We start from the raw sequence: 12,800 nt of genomic DNA, 5'->3' as shown, positions 1-12,800 counted from the left end.
ATGACCGCGATGTTGCAATCGCGGGCAAGCCTTGGTCCCACAGAGGTTAGCGTAGACCAGTAGGAGCAAGGCTTGCCCGCGATCAGGCATGGTCAATCAATACAAGAATCAGAGCTGCCCGTCACGATCCCGAAAGCCCAGCAGATACAGCACCCCATCCAGCCCAAGCGTGGAAATCGCCTGCTTCGCCGACTGTTTCACCAGCGGTTTGGCGCGGAACGCCACACCCAAACCGGCAATCGCCAGCATCGGCAGGTCGTTGGCGCCGTCGCCGACAGCAATCGTCTGCTCCAGTCGCAACCCTTCCTTGTGCGCCAGTTCTTTGAGCAGATCCGCTTTGCGTTGCGCATCGACAATAGGCTCGACCGCCACACCGGTGACCTTGCCGTCGACCACTTCCAGCTCATTGGCAAACACGTAGTCGATGCCCAGTTTGGCCTGCAACTGCTTGGCGAAGTACGTGAAGCCACCTGACAGAATCGCGGTCTTGTAACCCAGGCGTTTGAGTTCGGCAAACAGGGTTTCTGCGCCTTCGGTCAGACGCAGAGAGGCACCAATCGAGTCCAGCACGCTGACGTCAAGTCCTTGCAGCAACGCCAGGCGTTCCTTGAAGCTGGCACGGAAGTCCAGCTCGCCGGCCATCGCCCGCTCGGTAATCGCGGAGACCTGCTCACCTACGCCGGCCGCTTTAGCCAATTCGTCGATGACTTCGGCTTCGATCAGCGTGGAGTCCATGTCGAACACCGCCAGACGACGGTTACGGCGGAACAGCGAATCTTCCTGGAAAGCGATATCGACATTCAGGTCCTGCGCCACGCTGAGGAACTCAGCCCGAAGCGCTTGCGGATCGGCCGCTTCGCCACGCACGGAAAACTCGATACACCCTTTGCCCTTGTCGGCCGGAGTGTCCAGAGGCATACGCCCGGACAGACGATCGATGTGGTCGATGTTCAGGCCGTATTTCGCGGTAATCGAACTCACGGCCTGCAACTGCTCGGCCGTCACTTTGCGGGTCAACAGGGTGACGATGTGGCGTTTTTTGCCCTGATTGCCGACCCATTGCTGGTAATCCTCTTCGGACACCGGCGTGAACCGCACCTGCTGATCGAGCTTGTAGGCGGTGAACAGGATGTCCTTGAGGACCGACTTGCCTTGCTCGGTGTCAGGAATTTCAACCAGGATCCCGAACGACAAGGTGTCGTGGATGACCGCCTGACCGATGTCGAGAATGTTCACACCACCTTGTGCCAGAACGCCGGTAATGGCAGCAGTCAGACCCGGACGGTCGACTCCCGTGATGTTTATCAGGACGATTTCGCGCAAGGCGCACCCCCGCAGGTGGAAAAAAACCGCATTCTACCCACTTTCAGTGACCATCGGGCACCGTCAGCGCTTTGCCGGTCTAGGGCCTGTCGCTATACTGCGCGTCAACTTCACGGACAAAAGAGCCGAGCTCAAGTGAACCGGCCCACGCCAGTAAAAACCGATAACTTCTTTCTGCTGATCTTCCGGGCACTGCGCCATCGCCGTGTACCGATTGCATTACGCATTGCCAGCCATAACGTGATCCTGGTCGCTCTGGCCCTGGTTATCTATGCCTGCGTAATGGGTTTGCAGTTCAAGCAGGCCATGCACGAGCAGGCAGATGCGCTGGGCGAAAGCCTGACCACGCAAACCGCCACGTCCGCTACGGAGTTGTTGGTCTCCAACGACATCCTCAGCCTCAACGTGCTGCTCAATAACCTGACCAAGAACAAGCTGGTGGCGCACGCCGCCATCTATAGCGTGGATAACCGCATCCTCGCCGAAGCCGGTCAGCGTCCCAAGCACAGCCTGCTGGGCGAAGCCGAAGGCATGTACCAGAGCAAGATCACGTTCCAGGACGTGACTGCCGGGCAGCTGCGCATCAGCCTGGACATGGATCAGTTCCAGCAGCCGATGACCATCAGCCTGCAAAGCATGGGTATATTGAGTGCGATTCTGTTGGCGCTGTCCCTGGCCTTGAGCCTGCGCCTGGGTCGACACATCTCCACGCCACTGCTGCAATTGCGGGTTTGGCTGCGCAACATCGATGAGTACACGCCGGCCACCGAGCGCCAGGATGAAATCGGCGATCTGGCCCGTCAACTGCACGCCAACTTCGCCCCGGAACCCGTAGAGCCCGAGCCGGAACCGGAGCCCGAGTACGACGAAACCGAAGACGAAGAAGCCGACGAGCCGGCCTTCGAAGTCCGCAACCTGCGTGATCCAAGCTTCGATGAGACCAAGCCTGTCGCCGGCCTCAAGCCTGCGCCTCGGCGTATTGTCAGCACGGTCGAAGATGATGACGACGAGGATCCGTTTGCCGATCTGCGTGAAGAAACGCTCGCGAGCGCACCCAAACCTGTCGTCAAACCGCCAGTGTCCAGCGTACCTCAGCACAGCGCTGTCCTGGCCGTGCAACTGGGCGCCCAGGATCAACTGCGCCGCCTGCCGCGCACACGCCTGGAAGAACTGCTCAAACGCTACCGCGATTGCCTCGATCAGGCGGCTTCTCTCTACCAGAGCGAACTGCATACCCTGAACGACGGCAGCACGCTGATGCTGTTCCACACCGAAGACAGCGGCGACGATTACCTGACCAATGCCATCTGCTGCGGCGAGTTGCTGCGCGCGCTGGGGCATCAACTGCAGATAGAAGTGGCTGACAGCGGCATCACCCTGCAACTGCAACTGGGCCTGACCTTGGGCGATGGTCTGTTTGGCCTGAGTCAGATCGACCTGCTGCTGACCGAGTCCGCGCAGGACGCCCTGGCCTTGTCCCAACACAGCCGCAACCTGTTGCTGGTGGAACGCAAGATCAGCGATGACGTGCTGATCCGTCAGCGTGCGCGCATCCGGCCGATCGCCAGCCCCGAGGGCGCTTGCTGTGTGGAGCGGTTGATGGAACCTTATCCGTCGATGCTGGAGCGGCAACTGGCGCGGATGCATGAACGCCGGGCCTGAAGCCCTGATGTGAAGAAGCCCGCAGATGAGTGATTGTCTGCGGGCTTTTTGTTGCCACTTGATCTTGTAGCAGCTGCCGAGCCTGCGAGGCTGCGTTCGGCTGCGCAGCAGTCGTGAGGCAATGGGTAAATTCTGATAGACCGCACTGACAAGTCTTGCGAGGACTTCGTCCTCGAACGCAGCCTCGCAGGCTCGACAGCTGCTACAAGTGCCCCGCAGAAACAACATAGCCCGCATCGCTGCAGGCTTTGTGTTGAATCAATCCAGGCTTAGAACCTGAATACTTCCATATCTGTCCGGATCGGCGAGGCCATCGGGATCTTCGGCTGTTTATCCTTCTCAGCCGCAGGTGCCACAGGCTTGGCAGCCTGCTTTTTCGGGGCTTCAGCAATTGGAGGCTGATTAGCCAGTGGCTTGAGTGCCACCGACAGCTGCTCGGCCAGACGCTGCAGCAACACACCTTGTGCCTGAACCTGAGCCGCGGTGCCACCTGCGTGTTGTTCCTGCAAATGCACAATGCGGTTATCGCGAACCTGACCACGGCGATCGATCAGTCGCCATTGCGCGTCAAGGATTGCCGGTTGCGACTCACCCGAATCAAGACGGGTGATGGTCAACAACACCTGTACATCTGGCGTGAAGCCCAAGGTTGCGGGGGCGAGGACAACGCGCTGGCTGTCCAGGTGACCGGCAACCTGACGCAACAGCAATTGATCGATATCCGACGACAAGCTCCCGGCCCAGCGACCATCGGTCGACGCCTGGAGGCTGCCATCCGGTTGACGCTGTAACAGGGTTTCACGCTGCAGATAGTCAGCAATCGTTACCGGGCCAATCAATACCGCCATGCCTGCAGTTTGTGCAGGGGCAGCCGGACTTCCACTGTCCAGCTGATACAGCGACACCGGTTGGTGAACGCTGCAACCCGCCAGGCCAAGAACCCCGGCGAGCATCAAAATAAAAGGAAGGCGCAGAGCAGTCATCGTCCCATCCAGGTGGCTGCCACAAGGCTAACCACTGTGAAAATACTCAATAAATATGAAGAACGCTCGGCCACGCCGGCGCTTGAAAGGCCATATCATCCGTGAATATGCGTTCCGACTCCAGCGGCAAAGCGTCGATCTACGCGTTAAATCGTAGATCGAGCGCTCTAGGACGCTTAATTGAGGTTTTCGACGAGCAGTGCATCGACCCGCTGAAAGCCACGTGGCAATTTGTTACCACGACGTCCACGTTCACCTTTGTAGTGTTCGAGGTCGTCTGCTTTCAGTGACAAGGTACGTTTTCCGGCCTGAAGCACCAGCGTTGCACCTTCCGGCAGTACGGCGATGTCTGTGACATATTCTTCGCGATTGGCCACACGCTCACCAGAGATGCCGATGATCTTGTTGCCTTTGCCCTTACCTAATTGTGGCAGGTCGCTGATCTTGAAGATGAGCAGGCGACCTTCGGTCGTCACCGACGCCAGCCAATTGTTCTCGCGATCCGTCACCGGCCGCGGAAGAATGACCTTCGAGTTGTTCGGCAGGCTCAACAGCGCCTTGCCCGCCTTGTTCTTGGCCTGCAGGTCTTCGCCTTTGACTACAAAGCCATAACCGGCGTCGGACGCAATCACGTACAGCGAATCGTCTTCCGGCATCAAAACGCATTCAAACGTAGCGCCTGGCGGTGGCGTCAGACGACCGGTCAGTGGTTCGCCCTGGCCTCGGGCCGATGGCAACGTGTGCGTGGCCACCGAATAACTACGGCCAGTGGAGTCGATAAACACCGCGAACTGGTTCGAGCGCCCCGCTGCCAGCGCCTTGAAACCATCCCCGGCCTTGTAGGACAGCCCGGTAGCGTCGATCTCGTGGCCTTTGGCGGAGCGCACCCAGCCTTTTTCCGACAAGACGACCGTCACTTTCTCATTCGGCAGCAGATCGTGCTCAGTCAGCGCCTTGGCTTCGGTGCGTTCGACGATTGGCGAACGACGGTCATCGCCATAGGTTTCAGCGTCCTTGATCAGCTCGGTGCGCACCAGTTTCTTCAACTTGGCTTCGCTGCCCAGCAGGGCTTGCAGTTTGGCTTGTTCCTTGAGCAGTTCATCCTGCTCGGCACGCAACTTCATTTCTTCCAGTCGCGCCAACTGGCGCAAGCGGGTGTCGAGAATGTAGTCGGCCTGGATTTCGCTCAGCGCAAAACGGGCGATCAGCGCGGCTTTAGGGTGTTCCTCGGTGCGGATGATGTGAATCACTTCATCCAGGTTGAGGTAGGCAATCAACAAACCGTCCAACAGGTGCAGACGGCGCTCGACCTTGTCGAGACGGAATTGCAGGCGACGACGCACGGTCTGCACCCGGAATTCCAGCCATTCAACCAGCAACGCACGCAGGTTTTTCAGCTGCGGCTTGCCGTCCAGGCCGATGATGTTGACGTTGACCCGATAGCTCGATTCCAGCTCGGTGCTGGCAAACAGATGCTGCATCAGCGCATCGTGGTCGAAATTTTTCCGGGCACCCGGAATGATCACGATCCGGCACGGGTTCTCGTGATCGGATTCATCGCGCAGATCAGCGATCTGCGGCGCTTTGGACGGTTTGGCCTGCATCATCGCAGCGATCTGTTCCAGCACCTTGGCGCCAGACACCTGATGCGGCAACGCGGTGACGATGATGTCGCCGTCTTCGATGTGGTAAACGGCGCGCATGCGCACCGAGCCCTTGCCGGTTTCGTACATTTTCAGCAGATCGGCACGCGGCGTGATGATCTCCGCTTCGGTCGGGTAGTCCGGGCCCTGGATGTGTTCACAGAGCTGTTCGACCGTGGCTTTAGGCTCATCGAGCAAGCGCACACAGGCGGTGGCGACTTCGCGCAGGTTGTGCGGCGGAACGTCGGTGGCCATGCCCACGGCAATACCGGTGGTACCGTTGAGCAGGATGTTCGGCAAACGTGCCGGCAACACCAGGGGTTCGTCGAGGGTGCCGTCGAAGTTCGGGCCCCAATCCGCAGTGCCCTGGCCCAATTCGCTGAGCAGTACTTCGGAATAACGCGAGAGCCGCGCCTCGGTGTATCGCATGGCCGCGAAAGACTTGGGATCATCCGGCGCACCCCAGTTGCCCTGCCCGTCGACCAGCGTGTAGCGGTAGCTGAACGGCTGGGCCATGAGCACCATGGCTTCGTAGCAGGCCGAGTCGCCGTGCGGATGGAATTTACCAAGCACGTCACCGACGGTACGCGCCGATTTCTTGTGTTTGGAATCGGCGTCCAGCCCCAACTCGCTCATCGCATAGATGATGCGCCGCTGTACCGGCTTCAGGCCGTCGCCGATATGCGGCAAGGCACGGTCCATGATCACGTACATGGAGTAGTTGAGGTAGGCATTTTCGGTGAAGTCAGCCAGCGACCGGCGTTCTACACCGTCCAGGCTGAGATCAAGGGAGTCGCTCATGCGGGCCTCATCGGTTCGTTGTCTGGCGCAGCAGCATGGTGCCACCGCGCTGGGTAAATTCAAGTTTGTTCAGCGCGCTCATACCGAGCAGCACCTGTTTACCGCCCAGGCCGGGCGCGACCAGCGCACGTACATCACGCAAGACAATATCGCCCACCTGCAAACGGTCGATTCGGGTTCTATACCCCTGGCTCAAGCCGTTGGCCGTGCTCAGGGTGACGCCGAAGCCTTCTTCCAGCTTCAGCTGCTTGGCCATTTCCGCCGGGATAGAAACATCGGTTGCCCCCGTGTCCAGCATGAAATCCACCGGCTGGCCGTTGATCTGGCCGCTGGCGACGAAATGCCCCTGACGGTTACTGACCAGTTTCACTTCGATAAAACCTTCGCCCTGCTCCGAGTTGACGACGACATTGGGATTTTCCTGTCGCGCTTCCCATTGGCCAAAAAACCGCGTCGCCAGGAATAACGCCGCGCACCAGGCCAGCACCATCAACACTCGACCGGCGCGCTTGCCCGGCGTCTGCTGACTCACGGCTTGGCACTCCAACCGTCTTCAGGTGCGGCGAAACGCCAAACGATCGGACGAACCTCGCCATCATCGCGGGCACCAACGTTGTTATCGACACCGATCCAGGCACCTTTGGCGTCCACGACCAATGCTTCTTCAAGGCCAAAGCCCTGGGGGTATTGCCGGTTTTCCTGCAACAACTCGGCGGCATAGGACCAGCAGCGCTCGACCTTTGCCGTTACTGCATCGCGGCGGCAGATCTTGTAAGCGTTGCGTTCAAGGGTAAACAGCTTGCCGTCGAACAATGACAGGTCGGCAAAATCCCGGGAAACCGCCTTGGCCTTGCGAAACTGCGCAGGCTGCATTTCCTTCCCGGCCTCGCTCAACAGCACGCAACCCCCGTCGCAATCCCAGACGACTTGCTTGCGCTTGATCAACAGCAAACCGCGGCGATCGCGTTCGGCGGCCAGCCACAATTTGTCACCTTCAGGGTTAACCGCGAGACCTTCAAACAGCGCATTGAAATGCAACAGCATGCCACTGGCCCGTGCCTCGCGAACCAGCATCGGCGAGATTTTCAGCCAGGATGCCGGTCCCGATGGTGGTACTTGCAGCACCGCGGCATGGGACTCGCTGACGATGTAGCGATTGCCGGCGCTGTCGCAGGTGATGCCTTCAAAATCGAGGTCGCCACCGCGAATGAACGACGCCGCCCAACTGCGCGAACTCAACCCCCACGGCAAACCACTGGCAGGCACGATCGGGACATCGATCGGCACGGCTTCAGCTTGCCAGGTGTCTTGGCGGGTATCGAGACGGTAGATCTGTTTATCGTCTCGATCGGAGATCGTCCACAGCGCCTCGCCGCACTGCGCCAGCCCCGACAGGTTGCCACCGCGCATGCCTTCGACGGCATGCTCGGATAACAGGCGCAGCTGCGGAGTCGGTTCGGCCAGTGCCGTCGAACTCAGGAATAACGCAGACAACAGGGCAAAGCCAACCCGCATCAACCAAGAACCTCGGCCAGGTTGCCTTTGGACTCCAGCCAGGACTTGCGGTCGCCGGCGCGTTTTTTCGCCAGCAGCATGTCCATCATTTCTGCGGTTGCGTCGTAATCTTCCAGGGTCAACTGCACCAGGCGCCGAGTGTTCGGGTCCATGGTGGTTTCGCGCAGCTGCGGCGGGTTCATTTCACCCAGACCTTTGAATCGGGTGACCTGCGGCTTGCCGCGTTTCTTCTCGGCCACCAGGCGATCGAGAATGCCGTCGCGCTCGGCTTCGTCCAGGGCGTAGTAGATCTCTTTGCCGAGGTCGATACGGTACAGCGGCGGCATGGCGACATAGACGTGACCGGCATCCACCAACGGCCGGAAGTGCTGGACGAACAACGCGCACAGCAACGTGGCAATGTGCAGACCGTCGGAGTCGGCGTCGGCGAGGATGCAGATCTTGCCGTAGCGCAGCTGGGCGATGTCCGCCGAGCCGGGATCGACACCGATGGCCACGGCGATGTTGTGCACTTCCTGGCTCGCCAGCACTTCGCTGCCGTCGACTTCCCAGGTGTTCAGGATCTTGCCGCGCAACGGCAGAATCGCTTGAAACTCCTTGTCTCGCGCTTGCTTGGCCGAACCGCCAGCGGAATCACCTTCCACCAGAAACAGTTCGGAACGCATCGGGTCCTGGCCGGCGCAGTCGGCGAGTTTGCCGGGCAGTGCCGGGCCCGCGGTGATGCGTTTGCGCTCGACCTTCTTGCTGGCCTTCAGGCGACGGCCAGCGTTATTGATCGCCAGTTCCGCCAGCATCATGCCCGTTTCCGGGTTGGCGTTGAGCCACAGGCTGAATGCGTCCTTGACCACACCGGAAACAAACGCCGCGGCTTCACGGGATGACAGGCGTTCCTTGGTCTGACCAGAGAATTGCGGTTCCTGCATTTTCATCGACAGGACGAAAGCAATGCGTTCCCAGACGTCTTCCGGCGCCAGCTTCACCCCACGGGGCAGCAGGCTGCGGAATTCGCAGAACTCGCGCATGGCATCGAGCAGGCCCTGACGCAAACCGTTGACGTGAGTACCGCCCTGGGCCGTCGGGATCAGGTTGACGTAGCTTTCCTGAACGCTGTCGCCACCTTCCGGCAACCACAGCAGCGCCCAATCCACCGCTTCTTTATTACCGGCCAGGCTGCCGCAGAAAGGCTCGTCCGGCAGGCGCTCGAACTCGCTGACCGCATCGACCAGGTAGGAACGCAGGCCGTCTTCGTAATGCCATTCGACTTTTTCGCCTGAGGCTTTGTCTTCGAAACTGACCAGCAGTCCCGGGCACAGTACAGCCTTGGCCTTGAGCACGTGCTTGAGGCGGCTGATGGAAAATTTCGGAGAGTCGAAGTACTTGGGATCCGGAGCAAAAAACACGCTGGTGCCGGTATTGCGCTTGCCGACGGTACCGATCACTTCCAGATCGGTTTTCTTGTAACCATCTGCGAAAGTCATCTGGTATTCGTTGCCGTCACGCTTCACACGCACCCGGACTTCGGTCGACAAGGCGTTGACCACGGAAATACCCACCCCGTGCAAACCGCCGGAGAACTGGTAGTTCTTGTTGGAAAACTTGCCGCCGGCATGGAGCTTGGTGAGGATCAGTTCAACGCCCGACACACCTTCTTCCGGATGGATGTCCACGGGCATGCCACGACCGTCATCGCTGACTTCCAGGGAGTGGTCGGCGTGGAGGATGACCTGCACCGAGGAGGCATGTCCGGCCAAGGCTTCGTCGACGCTGTTGTCGATGACTTCCTGGGCAAGGTGGTTCGGCCGACTGGTGTCGGTGTACATGCCGGGGCGTTTGCGCACCGGGTCGAGGCCCGAGAGGACTTCGATGGCGTCTGCGTTATAAGAGCTAGCGCTGGGAGTGGCCATGGGGTCTCGTCGTCCTTCAGTGAAAAAAGTGTTCTGTGAAAAAGAGGCCGGTCACAGCGCTTCGAAATCGATCGACTGATAAACATCTGCGCCGATGCCGGCAAAACTCAACATGGCCGGCAATTGCCTGGAAAAACCCTGGAAACCATGGTCGCCACCGGCCTGGATGCGCAAGGCACAGGCCCGGTAGTACTGCTGGGCGAGGCGATAGTCCAGCGTTTCGTCGCCAGTCTGCAACCACACCTGATACCGCTGCGGGTCCTGAGGCGCCGGCACTTCCAGCTCGGCCAGGGCCGTCACGTGGTCGTGGGTCATTTCCCAGGTCTCATCGGTGTACAGGTTTGTTTGCGGCCCCAGAAACCCGTCGAACATCCGGTGCGGACTCACGGCAGGATTGATCAACAGGGCCTTGAGGCCATGGCGCTCGGCCAAGTGAGTCGCATAGTAGCCGCCGAGTGAGCTGCCGACCAGCAGAGGCCGCCCCAGCTCGCCAATCGCCTGCTCCAGCTGACCGATGGCTTCACGCGGGTGGTGATGCAAGGCCGGAACGCGCAATTGATCGCTCAAACCCAGGCGGTCCATCACGTCCATCAACTGAGTGGCCTTTTTCGAAGCAGGCGCGCTGTTGAAACCATGGATATAAAGGATCGAACCAGACATTTGAGCGCCCTGTGCGTCGGGTAAAGAAGGCGGAGTTTACAGGGAGTCGGGGGAATCGGGGATATCCGTGGAATTCAGGTCGCCTGAGCGGACGCCATCGCCAGCAGGCTGGCTCCCACAGGGGTTTGTGCACGACGCGGATTCAATGTGGGAGCCAGCCTGCTGGCGATGGCAGCACCACAGATACTCAGTAGCCGTTGGAGCCGTAATCCACCTGAAAGTCGAACCCGGTGACCCGCTCCACGCCGGTTTCGAGCTGACCATCGGGCAACAACCGCATCCACCGATAGCCTGGCGCTTGATCGCCCACCTTGAATTCTTCACTGCCCGGCTCGAACTGTATGCAGGTAGACGGCGAGGCCATCAACCGTACGCCATTGCGCTCCCGATCGATCTCTTGGTGAACATGCCCCCATAAAACCGCGCGCACCTGGGGAAACCGATCCAGCACCGCAAACAACGCTTCGGGATTTCGCAATCCGATAGGCTCCATCCATACACACCCGATCGACACCGGATGATGGTGAAAACACACCAGATGATGCCGCTCCGGCGCCTCGCTCAACGAACGGGCCAGCAGTTGCAGCTGTTCGTCCTGAAGATAACCCGGCACCGATCCGGGCACTGCTGAATCCAGCAAGGTGATGCGCCAGTTGCCGAGATCCACCACTGGTTCCAGCAGCGCGCTCTGCACCGCGGCCTCGGCCATGATGTGTGGTTCGTCGTGATTTCCGGGGATCCAGCGCGCCGGTGCGTCGAGCTGCCGAGTCAGGTCACGAAACAGCTGATAAGACTCCAGCGTCCCGTCCTGAGACAGATCACCACTGGCGACGATCAGGTCGATTTTCGGCTGCTGAGCGCGTACCAGCTCGATGACCTTCATCAGACTGTCGCGGGTATTCATCCCCAACAACGTCCCGTCCGCTTCGGCAAACAGATGACTGTCGGACAGTTGCACCAGCAACGCCGAATCGGCGGTGGTCAATGTGGATACGCTCGGCAAGGCGTTCTCCCAAGGCTGAATCACGGGTGTGGGTAAGTGCCGCAATTATGCTGGGGGACGACCAAAAGAGGAACGCTGCGAACCGAACACAGTTCACATCTGGCACTTAACGAACAGCTTCGTACTCATGCCCCAACGCCAGACAATGGCTCAACCATTCCCCCAGGAACATATTCAGCTGCGCTTTTTCGTCCGGTTGATGCATCGAGGCGTTCGGATAAGGATAGATGCCACGGAAGCGTCGTGCATGCTCGGCACTGACGACTTCGGCCATGCAGGCATCGTGATAGACCTGAACTTCCAGCTGGGGCACCGGCAGCCACGGCAGGCTGTGCTCCTGGCGTACTTGCAACGTGGTGGTGTACGGACAGACCTGCAGCACCTCCAGCGCCAATACGCCGAGCATCTGGTCGCCATGGGTCACGGCTATGCGCCGGGCTGCCGGCTCGTTGCGCATGTCCGGGAGCAGTCGCATAAGGCGCGCGTAGTTGGCCTCGCAGGACGCTTGCAGCCCCACGAGGTCAACCCGATAGCGATCGCGCAGTTTGTTTACGACCATAGCCCCCTCACTTCAGCGCGGTTTAAAGCTAACCATTGCAAGGCAATGATGCTGGCCGCGTTGGCAATTCGTCCGTCGCGTACGGCTTGCAAGGCATCCTCGAACGCCCAGACCGTGACGCGAATATCTTCTGCTTCTTCCTCCAGCCCGTGCAGGCCGCCAGCGCCAGTACTGTCGCAACGCCCCAGGAACAGATGCACAAATTCGTTACTGCCGCCCGGCGATGGAAAATATTTGGTCATCGGCCAGAGCGCCCCGAACACAAGCCCAGCTTCCTCCTGCGCTTCGCGGTGAGCAACTTCTTCCGGCACCTCATCCTTGTCGATCAGACCAGCGACCAGTTCGATCAGCCAAGGATTATCAGTCTTGCCCATGGCGCCGACGCGGAACTGTTCGATCAACACCACTTCGTCACGTTGCGGGTCGTAGGGCAACACACAGACGGCATCATGGCGGACGAACACTTCCCGATTGATTTCGCGGCTCATGCCCCCGCCAAACAATTCGTGGCGCAAGTGCACACGATCGAGCTTGTAAAAGCCCACGTAGCACTTTTCACGCCGAACGATATCAACGGCGGTCGGAATGGCGTTGGCAAAATCAGTCATGACAATCCTCGTATCTACACACACCGAGGCTCCAGCCTCGACTTCGCGCCATCCTAACGCGCCCGTGACGTTTGATGCAGCCCCTTTCCCGTCAGCGGGATAGACGGTGAGGGCGAAACCAACTCTAATTAGCTTAGTG

Annotated in this window: 11 protein-coding genes; 1 reads left to right on the top strand and 10 read right to left on the bottom strand. The window is 59.6% G+C overall.

Features of this window, described 5'->3' with window-relative positions:
- Positions 1–108 precede the first annotated feature (108 nt).
- Positions 109–1,323: a phosphoserine phosphatase SerB gene (gene serB / locus GBC55_RS08860; RefSeq protein ID WP_162437128.1), complete on the bottom strand. Its 1,215-nt coding sequence runs from the start codon at positions 1,321–1,323 to the stop codon at positions 109–111.
- 135 nt (positions 1,324–1,458) lie between these two features.
- Here serB and GBC55_RS08855 point away from each other — a divergent pair, with 135 nt between their 5' ends.
- Positions 1,459–2,985: an AhpA/YtjB family protein gene (locus GBC55_RS08855; protein ID WP_162437129.1), complete on the top strand. Its 1,527-nt coding sequence runs from the start codon at positions 1,459–1,461 to the stop codon at positions 2,983–2,985.
- Between the two features lie 269 nt (positions 2,986–3,254).
- Here the strand turns inward: GBC55_RS08855 and GBC55_RS08850 are convergent, their stop codons facing one another.
- The 9 genes from GBC55_RS08850 to GBC55_RS08810 form a co-directional block, all read right to left on the bottom strand.
- Positions 3,255–3,968: an ABC-type transport auxiliary lipoprotein family protein gene (locus GBC55_RS08850; protein WP_162437130.1), complete on the bottom strand. Its 714-nt coding sequence runs from the start codon at positions 3,966–3,968 to the stop codon at positions 3,255–3,257.
- Positions 3,969–4,144: 176 nt separating this feature from the next.
- Entirely contained in the window at positions 4,145–6,412 is a 2,268-nt protein-coding gene (gene parC, locus GBC55_RS08845; protein WP_162437131.1) for a DNA topoisomerase IV subunit A, read from the bottom strand.
- A gap of 7 nt (positions 6,413–6,419) precedes the next feature.
- On the bottom strand, positions 6,420–6,944 hold the full coding sequence (locus GBC55_RS08840) for a TIGR02281 family clan AA aspartic protease (RefSeq protein WP_162437132.1): 525 nt from the start codon (positions 6,942–6,944) through the stop codon (positions 6,420–6,422).
- Positions 6,941–7,927: an esterase-like activity of phytase family protein gene (locus tag GBC55_RS08835; protein ID WP_162437133.1), complete on the bottom strand. Its 987-nt coding sequence runs from the start codon at positions 7,925–7,927 to the stop codon at positions 6,941–6,943. The genes GBC55_RS08840 and GBC55_RS08835 overlap by 4 nt, the downstream gene beginning before the upstream one ends.
- The gene (gene parE / locus GBC55_RS08830; protein ID WP_162437134.1) at positions 7,927–9,831 is read right to left on the bottom strand and encodes a DNA topoisomerase IV subunit B; all 1,905 of its coding nucleotides are present in this window, start codon (positions 9,829–9,831) and stop codon (positions 7,927–7,929) included. The genes GBC55_RS08835 and parE overlap by 1 nt, the downstream gene beginning before the upstream one ends.
- 51 nt (positions 9,832–9,882) lie before the next feature.
- On the bottom strand, positions 9,883–10,491 hold the full coding sequence (locus GBC55_RS08825) for a YqiA/YcfP family alpha/beta fold hydrolase (RefSeq protein ID WP_162437135.1): 609 nt from the start codon (positions 10,489–10,491) through the stop codon (positions 9,883–9,885).
- A 187-nt stretch (positions 10,492–10,678) separates the two neighbouring features.
- Positions 10,679–11,494 (bottom strand): 3',5'-cyclic-AMP phosphodiesterase, encoded by an 816-nt coding sequence (gene cpdA, locus GBC55_RS08820; protein ID WP_162437136.1) that lies wholly within the window; start codon positions 11,492–11,494, stop codon positions 10,679–10,681.
- A gap of 106 nt (positions 11,495–11,600) precedes the next feature.
- On the bottom strand, positions 11,601–12,053 hold the full coding sequence (locus tag GBC55_RS08815; RefSeq protein WP_162437137.1) for a DUF1249 domain-containing protein: 453 nt from the start codon (positions 12,051–12,053) through the stop codon (positions 11,601–11,603).
- Complete coding sequence (locus GBC55_RS08810) at positions 12,044–12,661, bottom strand: NUDIX domain-containing protein (protein ID WP_162437138.1); 618 nt, start codon at positions 12,659–12,661, stop codon at positions 12,044–12,046. Before GBC55_RS08810 ends, GBC55_RS08815 begins: the two co-directional genes overlap by 10 nt.
- Positions 12,662–12,800: the final 139 nt, after the last annotated feature.

It is taken from the genome of Pseudomonas sp. TNT3, from assembly GCF_010095445.2.
Taxonomy (GTDB): Bacteria; Pseudomonadota; Gammaproteobacteria; order Pseudomonadales; family Pseudomonadaceae; genus Aquipseudomonas.
The sequence above is the reverse complement of the archived record's forward strand: the minus strand, read 5'-3'. Positions and strand labels throughout refer to the sequence as shown.